This window comes from Janthinobacterium sp. 64 (assembly GCF_002813325.1).
Taxonomy (GTDB): domain Bacteria; phylum Pseudomonadota; class Gammaproteobacteria; order Burkholderiales; family Burkholderiaceae_D; genus Janthinobacterium.
Genome location: NZ_PHUG01000001.1, coordinates 576,431 through 592,527 on the forward strand (window position 1 = coordinate 576,431; position 16,097 = coordinate 592,527).

11 protein-coding genes are annotated in these 16,097 nt (G+C 62.4%); 8 read left to right on the plus strand and 3 right to left on the minus strand.

Annotated elements, in window-relative coordinates:
* Nucleotides 1–88 precede the first annotated feature (88 nt).
* On the minus strand, nucleotides 89–1,786 hold the full coding sequence (locus CLU91_RS02470; RefSeq protein WP_100872838.1) for a methyl-accepting chemotaxis protein: 1,698 nt from the start codon (nucleotides 1,784–1,786) through the stop codon (nucleotides 89–91).
* 164 nt (nucleotides 1,787–1,950) lie between these two features.
* Between CLU91_RS02470 and CLU91_RS02475 the strand changes: the two genes are divergently transcribed.
* Nucleotides 1,951–2,295, plus strand: a complete 345-nt coding sequence (locus CLU91_RS02475) for a hypothetical protein (protein WP_100872839.1) — start codon at nucleotides 1,951–1,953, stop codon at nucleotides 2,293–2,295.
* Nucleotides 2,296–3,169: 874 nt separating this feature from the next.
* Here CLU91_RS02475 and CLU91_RS02480 read toward each other — a convergent pair.
* Nucleotides 3,170–6,643 (minus strand): DUF748 domain-containing protein, encoded by a 3,474-nt coding sequence (locus tag CLU91_RS02480; RefSeq protein ID WP_232730595.1) that lies wholly within the window; start codon nucleotides 6,641–6,643, stop codon nucleotides 3,170–3,172.
* Between the two features lie 236 nt (nucleotides 6,644–6,879).
* Here CLU91_RS02480 and CLU91_RS02485 point away from each other — a divergent pair, with 236 nt between their 5' ends.
* From CLU91_RS02485 to CLU91_RS02495, 3 genes are all read left to right on the plus strand, one after another.
* Complete coding sequence (locus CLU91_RS02485) at nucleotides 6,880–9,024, plus strand: TonB-dependent siderophore receptor (protein ID WP_100872840.1); 2,145 nt, start codon at nucleotides 6,880–6,882, stop codon at nucleotides 9,022–9,024.
* Between the two features lie 51 nt (nucleotides 9,025–9,075).
* The gene (locus tag CLU91_RS02490) at nucleotides 9,076–9,471 is read left to right on the plus strand and encodes a DUF2946 domain-containing protein (protein ID WP_100872841.1); all 396 of its coding nucleotides are present in this window, start codon (nucleotides 9,076–9,078) and stop codon (nucleotides 9,469–9,471) included.
* Nucleotides 9,472–9,568: 97 nt separating this feature from the next.
* Entirely contained in the window at nucleotides 9,569–11,647 is a 2,079-nt protein-coding gene (locus CLU91_RS02495; protein WP_100872842.1) for a TonB-dependent receptor, read from the plus strand.
* 393 nt (nucleotides 11,648–12,040) lie between these two features.
* Here the strand turns inward: CLU91_RS02495 and CLU91_RS02500 are convergent, their stop codons facing one another.
* Nucleotides 12,041–12,388 carry a hypothetical protein gene (locus tag CLU91_RS02500; protein WP_100872843.1) on the minus strand — a complete coding sequence of 116 codons (348 nt, stop codon included), beginning with the start codon at nucleotides 12,386–12,388 and terminating at the stop codon, nucleotides 12,041–12,043.
* Nucleotides 12,389–12,693: 305 nt separating this feature from the next.
* Here CLU91_RS02500 and CLU91_RS28795 point away from each other — a divergent pair, with 305 nt between their 5' ends.
* From CLU91_RS28795 to CLU91_RS02515, 4 genes are all read left to right on the plus strand, one after another.
* A complete protein-coding gene (locus tag CLU91_RS28795; RefSeq protein ID WP_442906398.1) occupies nucleotides 12,694–12,816 on the plus strand; it encodes a DUF6891 domain-containing protein in 123 nt (40 codons plus the stop codon).
* 169 nt (nucleotides 12,817–12,985) lie between these two features.
* Nucleotides 12,986–14,317, plus strand: coding sequence for a D-serine ammonia-lyase (locus CLU91_RS02505; RefSeq protein ID WP_100872844.1), 1,332 nt, complete (start codon nucleotides 12,986–12,988; stop codon nucleotides 14,315–14,317).
* Nucleotides 14,317–15,240: a DNA-binding transcriptional regulator DsdC gene (gene dsdC, locus CLU91_RS02510; protein WP_100872845.1), complete on the plus strand. Its 924-nt coding sequence runs from the start codon at nucleotides 14,317–14,319 to the stop codon at nucleotides 15,238–15,240. The genes CLU91_RS02505 and dsdC overlap by 1 nt, the downstream gene beginning before the upstream one ends.
* 43 nt (nucleotides 15,241–15,283) lie before the next feature.
* Nucleotides 15,284–16,096: a ferritin-like domain-containing protein gene (locus CLU91_RS02515; RefSeq protein ID WP_092716372.1), complete on the plus strand. Its 813-nt coding sequence runs from the start codon at nucleotides 15,284–15,286 to the stop codon at nucleotides 16,094–16,096.
* The last annotated feature ends 1 nt before the right edge of the window (nucleotide 16,097 follow it).

The following is a 16,097-nucleotide window of genomic DNA, read 5'->3' on the forward strand; positions in this document are numbered from 1 at the left end:
TGCCTGCATGCAGTAAGAGTGGGTGAAAACGGTTGTCATGGCGATGCTCCGGGATGATCGATGCAGGTGAGCCTGCATGACGACGGGTTCAGAATTGTTCCCAGTCGCCGCCGGCATCGGCACTGGCCGTGCCGCGGGCAGGAGCGGGGGCGCGCCGTGCGACCAGCTTGAGCGGCGCCGCCTTGCGTGCTGCCGGCCGCTGGGCTGCTGCGACGGTGCGCGCCGGGGTGCCGTGTTGCGCCGCGCTGCCCTGACCGTGCGCCAGCTTGAAGGCGCCGACCACGCTGGCCAGCTTGCTCGCCTGCTCCTGCATCGATTGCGATGCCGCCGCTGCTTCTTCGACCAGCGCCGCATTCTGCTGCGTGACTTCATCCATTTGCGTGATGGCGCGGTTGATTTCGTCGATGCCCGTGCTTTGCTCGGCGCTGGCGGCCGAGATTTCGCTGACGATGTCGGTTACGCTGCGTACCGTGTCGACCACTTCCGTCATCGCCGCGCCGGCTTGCTGGACCAGCTTGCCGCCTTGTCCCACCTGCTCCACGGAGTCGCTGATGAGTGTCTTGATTTCTTTGGCCGCCGCCGCCGAGCGGTGCGCCAGGTTGCGCACTTCGGTGGCCACGACGGCGAAACCGCGTCCCTGTTCGCCGGCGCGTGCCGCTTCCACGGCCGCATTCAGGGCCAGGATGTTGGTCTGGAAGGCGATGCCGTCGATGACGCTGATGATGTCGGCGATCTTGTTGGACGCGCTGTCGATCGCTTCCATGGTGCGTATCACGTCGCCCATCACCTCGCCGCCGCGCACCGCCTTGTCCGAGGCGCTGACGGCCATTTGCTGGGCCTGGCGGGCATTGTCCGAGTTCTGCCGCACGGTGGCCGTCAGTTCTTCCATCGCCGAGGCGGTTTCTTCCAGCGAGCCGGCCTGCTGTTCCGTGCGTGCCGACAGGTCCAGGTTGCCCGCCGCGATCTCGCCCGAGGCCGTGTTGATGGTCTCCGTGCCCGAGCGCACTTCGGAGACGATGCGCACCAGGCTCTCGCTCATCTCGGCCATGGCTGTCATCAGTTGTCCCACTTCATCCTTGGAGGTGGCGTTGATTTGTACGCTGAGGTCGCCGCCTGCGATGGTGTGGGCCATGTCGATGGCGTTCTTCAGCGAAGCGGCGATGCGCCGCGCCAGCAGCAGACCCATGCCGGCCACCAGTACCATTACGGCCAGGGCCAGGCCGCTGGAAATCCAGCGCGCGCTGGCAGCGGTGGCGGCGCCTTCGGCCGCGCCCATGTTGCCCAGTTTTTCGTTGTAGCCGTGGTGGGCGGCAAAGGCGTCGACCAGTTCCTTGATGATGGGCTGGTTCTGCATCAGCAAGTCGCGCGCCGCATCGAGTTCGCCCGTCTTCGACAGGGCCAGTACCTTGTCGCGTACGCCATCGTAGCGCAGCAGGACCGCACGGTCGGCGGCCAGCAGCGCGCGGTCCTGTTCATCAGTGATAGCTTCTTTTTCATACTGGTCGAACGCCTTGCCGACTGCCGCGCGCGCTTCCTTGATGTTCGCTTCGAGCTTGTCGCGCACGGCGGCGTCTTTGCTCCCCACGTGCTGCCAGACCGCCGTGCGCATCTGTGTGAAGGGCACGAAAGCGTGGTTCAAGATCAGCAGGCTGGGAACGGTGTTGACGGTGGAATAGCTGGCCGCCTTGTAGACGCGGTCCATTTCATAGATGCTGAAGCCCGCCAGGGCGACCAGCCCCAGGACGACGGAGAGTATCAATGCATACAGGCGTTTGGCGATGGTCATGATGGGTGCCGCTCCAGGTAAAGGTTGAAAATCGGGAAATTCAGTTGCCGGACTTCACGTTTTTCATTTTACGGTAAGAATTTGATTTATTCGAGAAATTTGTTATTTATTTGATTTATTTTGTGTTTTATTGAAGTCGCAAGAAGAAGGGCGGGCTGGCAGGGATGGACTGTGATGAAAAGCAACACCGCGCGGGGAGCGGGTTCTCGCGTGTGCAGGGCATGGGCATGAAGACGCGGGACTTTTTGATGCCGACCTCGCCGCCGGCCGTGGCGCAGAACGTGGTGGTGATGGCCGGCGGCTACGGTTCGCTGGGCACGAAGATGGGCCTTTCAAGCGCAAAAGATGGCAGCAGGCACCATCAACATGTCGTCACCTGCATGAATGCGGTGGGCGCAAAGTTAAGAGCCGAAGATCTAAACATTCATGGCGAAGATATTGGCCATTGTGGCCGTGATTTTAAATCGATAAGGCATGGATACTATTTGTTTTTTTCTGAATTGGCTTGACAGTGCGTGCAATTGTGATAAATTTAACTGCCTGGCAACTTATATGCAAGGCAGACCGTCACTCTTGATGTGAATGGTGTTATTAGTATTTTTGGATGAGGTACCCAGGTAATTTCTACCGAAAGATTGCTGGCGCTATTTCTGTAACAACATGCCTGGCAATATCTGGCTGTCTCTTACGTCAGAGATCGTAATAAATATGGTCATTTATAAAATTTCAGGAGAAATAATGAACGAGTTAAATGCTGAGGAATTGGATCTGGTTTCAGGCGGATGTCAAAATAGTGCATTGACCAGTTGCGGAGGGGGCGATTGGCTACCCTATGATGGGCAGCAACCACTCCAGTCTGGTGGAGGACGTGCTGTCCTCATGCAAGACGACGGTTCCAATGGTGATGTGCCGCGGCCAACTTTCATTCCCTGATTTTACCCGTTACCCAAGTTAAGATATATCAGCAATTTTTCTGATTCATTGTCTGGTACGGCTTCAACTTGGGTTTCGTGGTTTTGAGAGATTTTCACGACCGCGATAGGATCGACCGAAAGTTAAGTCGGCTATTGCCGTCAGCAGCTTACCGAGCTTTCTGCCGATCCTTACACCAAGCAGAAGAGTAGGAATCAAGGAACTGGCACTCGCAGAATTCGTCGAGGTTGTGGCGGCGGAGAGCGTTAGGTCAGGCCTTGGCAAGAACAGGCCGAACAGGATCTGATCGGCCTGCGCAGCGCACTTGAAATGGCTTGCCCGCAGATGGAAATGCGCTGCCGAGGCGTCACCGGAGAGCAGCCGTAATTCACGCCAGCGCGGCGCAGTTTCGTTCGCGTCCCTCTTGTGTAACTTTGCATAGGGCGCCGCGTGCCGGTGCCAGCCCTTTCCTTATTGCGCCGCCAATCCCAGCTTCAGTCCCACCAGCTTGCCCGGTGCGGCCTCCGTCTTTTCCGGCGCGCCCGCGCTGACCCTGGCCGCCGGCGTGCCGTCCTGCTGCAGGGCGGCCAGAATCGCCGCGCTGCGCTGTGCGCCCAGTTTATTCAAGGCGTCGGCAGGCAGGGGTTGCTTGGCTTCCAGCTGCTCGCGCAAGCCCGTGTAGAACGCGCCCGTGTCGGCCACTTGCGGCTCGCCTTCGATCAGCTTGCCCAGACGTTGGAAGACGGGGATTTTTGCCGGAGCCGATGCGGCAGCTGATGCGGCCGCTGCCACAGGCACCGCCGACTCCGCCGCCTTTTTCTGCTTGTCCAGCTCGGCCTTGCCGAAGCGCTCGCCGTACAGCTCGCGCAGGGCGCCACGTATCTTGCGTTCGCCCAGATTCAACGGTCCCGGCTCTTCGCCCGCTTCCAGCTTGATGCCGGCCTTGGCGGCGACGGCGCGGCGCACGGCCTGGGCGCGCAGGGCGGCCGCATCCGTGTCGCTGTACTGGCCCGGCACGGCCAGCTTCAGCTGTTCGCGCTTGGCCAGGATGTGCGCCACCTGCTTGAGTTTTTCCCGCTCGGGCGGCAGCAGCACGGCGCTGCCCGCGTCGAAGTCGATAGCTTCGAGCTTGTCGGCGCTGATTCCCAGCAAATTGCCCAGCGCGCGGAACGGCGCCGTGACGATTTTCGTCAGCACGTTGCCGACGGCTTTCCAGATCAGCGCGCCATAGCTGAATTGCGGGTCGTTCATGTCGCCCGACACGGGCAAGCCCAGGTCGATGCGCCCGTCGCTATCCTTGAGGATGGCCAGCGCCAGTTCCAGCGGCAGTTTCAAGGCGTCCGGACTGTCGATGCGCTCGCCCAGGGTCAGCTTGTCGAGCACGATCTGGTTGGTGCCGTCGAGCTGGCGGTTGCGCACCTTGTATTGCAAGTCCAGCGAAATCTTGCCTTCAGCCACCTTGTAGCCGGCAAACTTCATCGTGTACGGCGAGGCGGACACCATGTCCACGTTCTTGAAGACGACGTTCAAGTCCGTGTTGTCGGTCGGGGCGAACGGATTGAGCTGGCCGCGCACGCGGGCCAGGCCGAACTCGTCGATTCGGCCGTCGAGTTCGATCTGGCTGCGCGCATCGCGCTTGGTCGACAGGCCCGTGACGACGCCGTTGAGCTCATAGATTTTGGCGGCGAACTGGGGCCGCAAGCTGAGGTCGGCAAAGTCCAGCTTGGCGTTTTGCAGGCGCACGCGGCGCACGCGCACGGGGAAGGCGGCCTCGGTCGCCGGCGTGGCGGTGGCAGCGGGAGCCGCCGCAGCTGCTGTCGCAGGCTCGGGCGTTTTCACCAGCAGGCGCTGGGCGTTCAGGCTGCGGTCGTTTTCGATGATCAGCTGGGCGTTCGGTTCGACCACGCGCAGTTCGGGGATGTCGACAAAATCGGGGCCCACGCTGGCCGTCAGCTTGTCGGTGCGCACGCTTTTCCACGAGGCGAAGCGCTTGCCATCCGTTTCGTTGAGCACGAGGCCGGCGATATCGACGCCGCCCTCATAGCGTACTTTCGGCGCTTTCGGCGCGCCGCCGCCCGTCGTCAGGCGGCCGCTGCCGGAGAGGGTGCCACCCGCCAGCTTCAGTTTTACATGCTGCGCCAGCAAGGGTTGCACGGGAGCCAGGGCCAGCTGTTTCAAATTCAGCTGTGCATCGACGGCGCCCGTGCCCGGCACGAACTTGCCGTTGGCAGTAAGCAAACCGCCTTCGCGCAGGCCCACGCCCAGCTCGAACGGCAGCGCCTGCTTCATATCGTTGCTGACGTTGTGCAGGGACAGGCGGGCATCTTGCAGGTTGCCCTTGATGCCCGTGCCCGCGTCATCGAAACGGGCGCCGAACTTGCTCAGTTCTACCTTGTCTACCTTGGTGGACCAGGGCGCGGACGGCACATCCTTGGCAGAGTCGGTTTTGCCGGAGGCAAACACGGGCAGCTTTTGCGCAATGGCGAATTCTCCCTGGCGGTTGCGCGCCAGGTCGATCTGCGCGCCGCTGGCCGTCACGGCGCCCAGGTGCACGGTATGCGCGGCCAGGTCGATCTTGCCTTCCGTAAAACCCAATTGGGCCAGCTTGAATGGCGTTTGTGCGCCGCGTTGCATGGTGAGGTCGGCCAGCGCGAAAGTGGCGCCGTCGATCACGGTGGCCATGCCCGCTGGCTGCTGCTGCAAACCCAGTTGCAAGTTCAGTTGCAACTGTTTCGCGCTCAATTGCAGGGCCGGCGAGACGGTTTCATCGATGGCGGACACGTCCACATTGGCCAGCGCCAGCTGTTTCAAATCCACTTTCCACTTGCCAGGCTTGCCAGGCTTGGCGGGTGCGGCGGGTGCTGTGGCGGCTGGTGCGGGATTATCCGGCAGCATCAGGTTCGCCACGTCGATCTCGCCCTTGCTGTCGCGGCGCACGGTTACCTTGGCGCCGTACAGATTGACTTTATCCACGGTGACGCTTTGGCGCGCCAGGTCCACGTTCACGCCGGCAATGCCCAGGGTGCTCAGCGAGGTAAACGGCGCACTGTTGCCGCTTTGCACCAGCGTCAGGTCGCGCAAGGCCAGGCCCGCGCCTTTGACGGTCGCTTCCAGTTTGCCGTTGGCATACGAAAAGGCGTAGGGCAGGCGCGCCGACAGCTTGCCGCTGGTCACTAGCGCGCGCGTATAGGCTTTCAAATACGCGGCCAGGCCGGGCAGGGAAGCGTCGTTCAGTATCAGTTCGCCTTCGCCCCGGATGGGGCTGAGCGAGGCCGTGCCGCGCCAGTGCAGCTTGCCGCCGCGCGCCGCGTCGGCACTGAGGCTGTAGCTGCCGTTGGCGTCGGGCAGGGTGGAAATATTGTCGAGCGTAAAGTTGATCGGCGTAAAGTTGTCCGCATAGCCGGCCTTCTCGTCGTGCCAGTCCACTTTGCCTTGTTCCAGCGCAAAGTGGGCGATGACGAGGCGCGGCATGCCGCCTTCGCTTTTTTCCGGATGCTTGCGTTGCCAGGTGGCCAGCACTTCAGCCAGGTTGAACTTGCCGTCCGGCGTGATCGTCAGTTGCGCTTGCGGCGCCGTGATGCGGATTTCCGCCAGGCTCCAGGCGCGGCGCACGATGGATTTCCATTCCAGCTGCACGGCCAGGGCGCCGATGGACAGCAGCGGTGCGCCGCCCTTGCCATCTGCGCCGGGCGCTTCCTTGAACGCGATCTGATCCGCTTCCAGGCGCAAGGTGAACGGATTGAAGCGCACGTCGGCGATGCTGGCCTGGCGCGCGAGTTCTTTCTCGGCAAATTTGGGCAGCTGGTTTTTGATGACGTAGGGCACCAGCCAGAAGCCGGCCGCGCTGTAGGCGGCCAGGGCGCAGCCTGTGCCCAGGGCCCAGCGCTGCCAGCGTTTCCAGCGAAATGTTTTCGTCTGCACGCTTTTGTTGTCGATTGTGTTCACGAACTGACCTTTTGATCTTGTTGGGCGGGCGTCTTGCGCGCCGTGACTGTCAGTATGCCTCTTTGCGGCCTCGTCTGCAAAATCCAAACGTGTTCAAGTGATAACAGGCGCCTGAGGGAGGTAGTTTCTTCTATAAAACTCACACAAACTCACCTTTTCTTGATAATGATTCTCATTACGAGTATCATGGCCGCTAACCGTAAGTTTCCACCTGTATATATTGAAAGCCCGATGTCATGCCTGTCGTCACTCCTCGTACCCGCTTGCTTCCCGTCGCCGCCGCCTTGTCGCTGGCCTTCGCTTCCCACGCCGTGCTGGCGGCCAATGCGGCCAGCGGCCAGGACGATCTGACGGTTGGCGATGAGAAAGTCATGCAAGCCGTGCAAGTGACGGGCGCCCGCGCGCAAGGGCTGGTGCCGCTCACCACGGAGGCGGGCAGTTTCCGTGGCGCCAGCATCATGGACGTGCCATCGACCGTCAACGTGATCACGCGCGAATTGCTGGAGCAGCAAGCCGTGTCCGGCCTGTACGACGCCGTGCGCAATACGGCCGGCGTGACGCGTCAGCAAAACGGGGGAGAGACGTGGGATCAACTGGTGATACGCGGCATCGCCGTGGAAAACCGCACGAATTACCGCCTCAACGGTTCCCTGCCCATCATGAACTTCTCGCAAGTGCCCATGGAAAACAAGGAAAGGGTGGAAGTGCTGAAGGGCGCCTCGGCCCTGTACTACGGTTTTACCTCGCCGGCCGGCGTCGTCAATTTCGTCACCAAGCGGGCTGGCAGCCAGCCCGTCACGAGCATGGGTCTGAGCCTCGACGACCGTGGCAGTGTCGTGGCGAACGTCGACGTGGGCCGCCGCTTTGGCGCGCAGCAGGAATTCGGCGTGCGCGTGAATGCCGCTGGCGGCACCCTGGGTTCCTACCTGGACCATGTCGGCAATGGCAACCGCCGCTTCCTTTCCACGGCGCTCGACTGGAGAGTAACCAACAAATTGCTGCTCAAGGCCGACCTGGAATACGCGCACCGCAGAGTGACGGAGCAGGCGGGCGTGGCCTTGCCCACGGCCGTGAAAGGCGTGATCCGCTTGCCGCACGCCGTCGATCCGCGCCAGCTGATCGGCCCCGACTGGTCGAATTTCGAAGCACAAACGAAAAACGCGCAATTGCGCGCCGACTATGCCATCGCCGATGGCTGGGCCCTGACGGTGGAGGCGGGCCACTCGGAAACGGCGCGCGACCGCCGCCTGGCGATCTTCCGCCTGAACAACGCGGCCGCGCTGGCCACGGGCGCGGGCCGCATCACGGGCAATATCCAGCACAGCGTGATGGCGTCGGACTTGCTGCGCGCGGAACTGGCCGGCAATTTTCATACGGGCTTCATTGCCCACGAGCTGACTCTGGGCGCCTCGCGCACGGACAAGTCGCAAGATGCTATTTACCAGAGCAATTACACAATCGCCTCGCAAAACCTGTACAACCCGCTCCCCGTGACGAATGTCGTGTTCGGTCCCAAGCCGACGTCGCCGACGACGGCTGCGCTCGACACGCGCGACACGGGCTTGTACGCGCTCGACCGCATGGTTTTCAGCCAGCAATGGCAAAGCGTCATCGGCGTGCGCCGCAGCAGCTATCAAAGCGACCAGGGCGCCAGCCACTACGACGTCAGCAAGACGACGCCGATGGCCTCGTTGATCTACAAGGCCACGCCCGAGCTGTCGTTCTATGCGTCCACGGCGCGCGGGCTGGAGGAGGGCGAAACGGGCCCGACGGGCACCGTCAACCAGGGCGTCAAGATGGCGCCGGGGGTGAGTCAACAAAAGGAACTGGGCGCGCGCTGGCTGACGCCTGGCGGCACCTTGCTCTCCGCCGCCTTGTTCGACATCACGCGCCCCGGCTATTACACGAATGCCGGCAATGTGTTCACGTCGGACGGCGAACAGCGCTACCGTGGCCTGGAACTGTCGACCCAGGGCAAGCTGACGCGCCAGCTGTCGTGGCAGACCTCGGCCCAGTTCCTCGACCCACGCTTTGCGCACATCAACGCCGACTACAACGGCAAGGCGCCGGAAAACGCGTCGAAACGCACGGCCAGCGCCTTTCTCGCCTACGCGTTCGACGCCGTGCCGGGCCTGTCCGTCAACGGCGGTGCGTATTACTACAGCGCCCGTCCCGTCAACGACCTGAACCAGGCCTTCCTCGGCGGGGTGAGCCTGTTCAGCGCGGGCGCCCGCTACGCGAGCCGCGTGCTGGACAAGGCCGTCGTGTGGCAGCTGAACGTGGAAAACGCGGCCGACAAGCGCTACTGGGCCGGTGCCGGCACACGCCTGGCCTCCGGTGCGCCGCGCGCCATCAAGCTGTCGATGAAGGTGGATCTGTAAGGCTTGACTTGCGCGCTGTCCACGGGTGATCGGCGCTGATACAATGTTGCCATGTTCATCAGCAAAAGCAAGGCCGGCATCGTCCTGTGGATCGCCTGTATCGCCATCTTCCTGGCCACGCTCGCCCCTACGGTGTCGCGCGCGCTGACGGTCGCCAGCGGCCTGGCCGTGCCCAGCCTGGAAATCTGTTCTGTGGCGGGGGGCATGAACATGTTGCCCGCAACATTCTCCACGGATACGGCCGATACCTCCAAGGGCAGCATGCGCGTGGGCGATTGCCCCTGCTGCAGCATGCACGCCGGCACCTTGTCGATGCCGCCCACGACACTCGTGCTCGCTTCCGGAGAAATCCTCACGGGCTTGCTGCCCACGCTGTTCTACCAATCCGCCACGCCCCTGTTTGCCTGGACGCCCGTCCAGCCCCGTGGCCCGCCCGCCGCTTTCTGATCTGTCCCTTTCCTGAACTACCTTGTGCCGCGCTGCAATGTGCTGTGCTGCGCTTGCGCCTGTTCGTTTTACCTCTACAGAATCTGAAAGCAGCACCATGAAACATTTACCGTTATTGATTTCCCTCGCCATCGCCATGCCCGCCGTGGCGCAAACGCGCACTGAACAGGTCCTGCCTGAAATGAAAGTCATCGTCACGGCCATCGGCGACGGCTACCGTCCCGCCGCCGACACGGCCTTAATGCTGTCGAGCACGCCCGGCTACAGCGTGGCGGCCGGTGGCGGCGTGTCCGGCTTGCCCGTCGTGAATGGCTTTGCTGATGACCGCATCAAGATCCGCATCGATGGCATGGAATTGACGTCCGCCTGCGCCAACCACATGAATGCGCCGCTGTCCTACATCGATCCGCAGCAGGTGCAGCGCATTCGCCTGATCGCGGGCGTGACACCCGTCAGCGCGGGCGGCGACAGCATCGGCGGCACCATCGAAGTGCAATCGAACGCGCCCGTGTTCGCCCAGCCCGGTGCGGGCCTGCTCACGCAAGGCAGCTTTGCCGTGTCGGGCCGCAGCGTCAACAACAGCGTGGCGACCAGCGTGAACGCCTCGGCTGCCAGCGACAGCTTGAGCGTCGGCTACAGCGGCGCCTATACGCGCGGCCACAGCTATGAAGATGGTCACGACAACAAAGTACTGGCCAGCATGTTTGAAAGCATCAACCAGGCCATCGTGCTGGCGGCCAAGCGCGATGGCCAGCAGCTGACCCTGCGCGCCGGCGTGCAGCACATCCCCTACCAGGGTTTTCCCAACCAGTACATGGACATGACGGACAACCATGGCCAGTTCGCCAATCTCGCTTACAAAGGCGAATTCGCTTGGGGCGTGCTCGACGCGCGCGCCTACTGGCAGCAGACGGACCACGAAATGGGCTTTTTCTCGCCCGAGCGCAAGGGTTCGATGCCGATGATCACGCACGGCCGCAATACGGGCTATGCGTTGATGACCAGCCTGCCGACGGCTGCGGGCGAGTTGCGCCTGGGCCAGGAGTGGCACGGTTTCCGCCTCGACGATTACTGGCCAGCCGTGCCTGGTTCCATGATGATGGGGCCGCGCACCTATCTGAACATCAACGACGGCAAGCGCGACCGCACCGTACTGTTTGGCGAACTGGAAACGCGCCATGATGCGCGCTGGACGAGCGTGCTGGGCTTGCGCGGCGAATCGGTGCGCATGGATGCGGGCGACGTGCAATCGTACGGCACCAACATGATGAACATGCCGGACCTGATGGCCGCCAGGGCCTTCAATGCGCGCAGCCGCAGCCAGCGCGACACGAATATCGATGCCTCGGCGCAAGCCACGTTCACGCCAGACGCGGCCAGCAGCTATGAATTCGCGCTGGCGCGCAAGGTGCGCTCGCCGAATCTGTACGAGCGTTATTCCTGGGGCCGCGGCTCGATGGCCATGACCATGACCAACTGGTTTGGCGATGGCAACGGCTATGTGGGCAATATCGACCTGAAACCCGAGACGGCTTATACGGCCGCGTTCACGGCAGACTGGCATGGCGGCGGCGAGGAGGGCTGGTTCCTGCGCGTCAATCCCTACTACAGCAAGGTCGACAATTACATCGACGTCGACGTGCTGGCGTCTTTCCACCCGTACATGAAAATGGGCGCCAACGGCAACTTGCTGCGCTTTGCCAATCACGACGCCAAGTTGTACGGTGCCAACGTAGCGTGGCAGTTGCCGCTGGCCAGCAGCGCGCGCTGGGGCAGCTTCATGGCGACGGGCAATGCCGCTTACACGCGGGGCAAGCGCAGCGATGGCGGTGACCTGTACCGCATGATGCCGTTCAACGCCTTGCTCGCCGTCGAGCACAAGCTGGGCGCCTGGAGCAGCCGCATCGAAACGAAGATCGTGGCCCGCAAGGACAAGATCGATGCGCGCCGCTTCGAACCGGAAACGGGCGGCTACGCGCTCGTCAACCTGCGCAGCAGCGTGGCATTGAACAAGATGGCCAGCCTGAGCGCCGGTGTCAGCAACCTGTTCAACCGCGCGTATGCGGACCCGCTCGGTGGCGTGTATCTGTCGGGCCTGAAGGCAAACGGCGGCGCGCTGCAAGCCTTGCCGGCCGAGGGCAGGTCGATTGATCTGGGGCTGCAGCTGAAGTTCTAAGCCCGGCAGTCAGAATTGGCGCCTTCCTGCTGCCGCTGCGGGAAGCGGAAGGCGTCCGCCGGTCTCGCCGGTAATTTGTTATGCTTTCTGGCGCCTGCTTCAGGCGTTTGGCGCACATGGGTGCGATAGCGGAGGCCGAAGGTTTTATCTGCTGAAATGACGTTGACTTAATCAAAAGGCGCACATGATCGCATTTAAAGATTTTCGTTCCTCCACGCTGGGCAGTCCGCTCTCTGACGGCATGGACCGGTCGCTGCTCGGGTATGGCATGAAGCCGGTTTTTCCCCCCTTGAAAGCATAAGTGGATTTACTGCTGGTTCATCATGAACAAATTAAACCAGGGTTCGCCATTTCGACATAACATCACCATGCCAATGGGAATTTACCTATAAATCATCGCAGCGAACCATCTCTGAATGCATCCTCCTCATAAGCCAGTTCCATAGAGAATTTACTGGTGTCAACATTTACCGTAAATTCGCAACGTGTCCATGCAGGCTGATTATTGGAAACCATAAATCTCTGATGTGCTTTAAATAAGTAATGGAGTTTCATCGTATCGGAATCACTGATGGAAAAATCGCTCTCATTGATGCCGTTGTTCGAATAAAATTCAAACTGACTGACATCGCCCTCGGGAGAGAGTGCGGCAATCATCAAAATTATTTTTGTATCCTCTGGAGCAATGCTATACAAACATTGTCCAATCTCCTTGGATATCTCAATATCCTTCGATTCCATGTTTACCCTTTTACATTATTTTAAAAAACGCCAGAATGCTTTATTGCCAACACTATACTCTACCACAAACGAAGTAGGTATCGGTCAGCCCGCAATAGACTATTGTGATATTGGGTGCGCCAAACTCGCTGCGAAAGCGAATGGATCAGTACTTCCCTGAGAGCAGCTATCTTGATGGATAAGGTGGAATAAACACTGGCTTGATAATGGGAGAGGGCAGGCGTGAACGACGATGAATTGTATCTCGCAGAGCAGATCAAAAGCTGGGTATGGTCCGGTTTCTATGATAGCCGCGCGGTAAATGAATGCCTGGACGATGTATTGTGCAGCGCCATGGTTTTGTGACCGAATGGAATGGCAGCGTCCAGACGCGGATCAACGTCCCCCACATCCTCTGGCAGCGCAGACTTGCTCGCCAGCGCGCCTGATGCCTGGCTGTTCGTACCCGCGCGAGTGCGGACAGCTATCCCTGGGTAGGTCACTGAGCCATCAGGGCTTCGATAGATGACGGTTGATCACCCATTGCCTGATCAAGCATCGTTTGCCAGCGGCGTCAGGATGCGGTCTAATCATGGCTTGTTCCTACACGAGCTTGCCATGCTGCCCACTTCCGCCATCGCCGCGCTGCGCGAAAAATTTCCCCTGATTACAGAACTGATGGCCTTGCAGCCCTTGAGCTGGTTCAATCCCGCCATCGCCCCCGCTGCCGAGGCCTTGAATGACGTGGGCTTGACGGCGGCTGACGTGGCCAACGCCAGCGCACGCCTGGCGCGCTTTGCGCCCTATCTGGCCAGGGCCTTTCCGGAGACGCAGGCCAGCGGCGGCATCATCGAGTCGCCCGTCGTGCCGCTGCCCGCCATGCAGGCGGCGCTGGATTTGGCATCAAGCATGACGAGCGGTCAGCTATGGCTCAAGCAGGACAGCCATTTGCCCATTTCCGGCTCCATCAAGGCGCGTGGCGGCATTTATGAAGTGCTGAAACATGCGGAAACGCTGGCGCTGGACGCCGGTTTGCTGAACGAGGGCGACGATTACAGCCTGCTGGCCAGCGACGCCGTGCGCGCCTTCTTTGGCCAGTATGCGATCGCCGTCGGCTCCACGGGCAATCTGGGCTTGTCGATCGGCATCATGAGCGCGCGCCTGGGCTTTCGCGCCACCGTGCACATGTCGGCCGACGCGCGGCAATGGAAGAAGGATAAATTGCGCAGCCATGGCGTCACCGTCGTCGAATACGCGACCGACTACAGCGTGGCCGTGGAAGCGGGACGCAAACAGGCGGAAAACGATCCGACCTGCCACTTCGTCGACGATGAAAACTCGCACGATCTGTTCCTCGGCTATGCGGTGGCTGGCCAGCGGCTGAAAGCACAATTTGCGGCGGCTGGCGTCGCGGTCGATGCGCAGCACCCGCTGTTCGTCTACCTGCCGTGCGGCGTGGGCGGCGGCCCCGGCGGCGTGGCCTTCGGCTTGAAGCTGGCCTTTGGCGATGCCGTCCACTGCGTCTTCGTCGAGCCGACCCACTCGCCGTGCATGCTGCTGGGCGTGCACACGGGCTTGCACGATGGCATCAGCGTGCAGGAAATCGGCATCGACAACCTGACGGCTGCCGATGGCCTGGCCGTGGGACGCCCGTCCGGCTTCGTCGGACGCGCCATGCAGCGGTTGATCGACGGCTACGCCACCGTCACGGATGAAGAACTGTACCGCTTGCTGGCGACGCTGGAGCAAACGGAGCAGCTGCGCCTGGAACCGTCCGCCGTGGCCGGTTTCGCGGGCATCAAGCCCGTGCTGGCCGCACCGCAATATCAACTGAATCTGGCCCAGGCCACGCATCTGGTGTGGGGCACGGGCGGCAGCATGGTGCCGCAGGTGGAAATGGACGCCTACGTGGCGCGTGGCCGCGCGCTGCTGGCGGCCGGAGCCGCCTGATGCCGGCCGGCGCGGCGCTCACGACAACGCTGACGGCCAGCCAGTTCGCCAACCTGCACACCTTTCTCGTGGCGGCGCGCCATGCCAGCTTTGCGCTGGCGGCGCAGGAACTGGCGCTCACGCCCAGCGCCGTCAGTCATCGCATCGCGCGGCTGGAAAGCAGCCTGGGTTTGCGGCTGTTCCAGCGCCTGACGCGGCAAGTCAAGCTGACGGCCGACGGCGAACGCATCTTCGCCGCCCTGCAAATTGGCTGGGATGGCTTGCAGGTGGCGCTGGCCGGCGGCGACACGCTCACGGGCAGCCTCACCGTGCATGCGCGCCCGTCCATCGCCCAATGCTGGCTGGTGCCGCGCCTGGCAGGGTTCGCAGCGCAATATCCGGACGTGTCGATTGACTTGCGCGTGGGCAATGAAAGCGTGGACTTTCGCGCCGGTCAGGTCGACCTGGCCCTGCACTATGGCGACGGCAGCTTTCCCGGCCTGGCCTCGCGCAAGCTGATGGGCGAATGGCTGGCGCCCGTGTGCAGTCCCGACTATGCGCGCGAGCACGGCTTGCTGGATGCGCCACACAACTTGCCTGGCGCGACGGTGCTGCACGACACCCTGGCCTGGCCCGCCTGCGCGCCCGATGCCGAGTGGCGGCTGTGGCTGGACGGGCAGGCGCCCGAGGTGACCTTGCCCACGCGCAGCCTGCGCTTTGACCGCGCCGACCTGTGCGCGCAAGCGGCCATCCACCACGCGGGCGTGGCCATGGGCCGGCGCCAGCTGGTGCAGCCGTGGGTCGACAGCGGCCAACTGGTTTTGCCGTTCGGCGATTTTTCCTTGGCCAGCCCGCAGGCGTATTACCTCGTGCACAGCGGGCGCGCCGCGCTGCCGGCAAGAGTGCAGGCCTTGTTCGACTGGCTGCTGGGGCAGGCAATTTGATACACTGCGCGCCTTACCAAGCAACGCGCCAGAAAGCAGTCCCATGCATCCACCTCCACTGACCTCCACGCCGCCACGAGAGCTGCGCGCATATGCGCTGGCCTGCCTGCTCGAACCGGACCCGGCAACCAAGGTGGCGATGGTGGCGGCCATGGCCGAAGCGCAGCTTGCGCTCGATGCGCAGGCGCCGCTGGCGCCCACCGGCCCCGTGCCAGGCCGCCCCGAGCGTCCGGAACTGGTGCCGCCGCGCCTCGTGGGGCGGCGTTCGATGATCACGCCGGAAGGGCGCGCCATGCTGGTCCACGCGCTCGCGCACATCGAGTTCAATGCGATGAATCTGGCGCTGGACGCCCTGTGGCGCTTCCCGGACTTGCCCTTTGATTACTACACGGACTGGCTGCGCGTGGCGAAGGAAGAGGCCACGCACTTTGCCATGCTGCAGGCGCATTTGCAGGTGCTGGGCCACACGTATGGCGACTTCCCCGGCCACGACAGCCTGTGGGAAATGGTCGACAAGACGCGCGGCGACGTGCTGGCGCGCATGGCGCTGGTGCCGCGCACCCTGGAAGCGCGGGGCCTCGACGCGATTCCGCCGCTGCGCGCCAAGCTGGCGCAGGCGGGCGACATGGCCGCCGCCGCCATCCTCGACATCATCCTGCGCGATGAAGTGGGGCACGTCGAGATCGGCAACCGCTGGTATGGCTACCTGTGCGATCAAAGGGGCCTGGAATTGCGCGCCACGTATGCCGAGCTTGCGCTGCGCTACGAAGCGCCCACCCTGCGCGGCCCGTTCAACCTGGAAGCGCGGCGCCGGGCGGGCTTTTCGGAGCTGGAACTGTCCGATCTTCCCGCCTGAC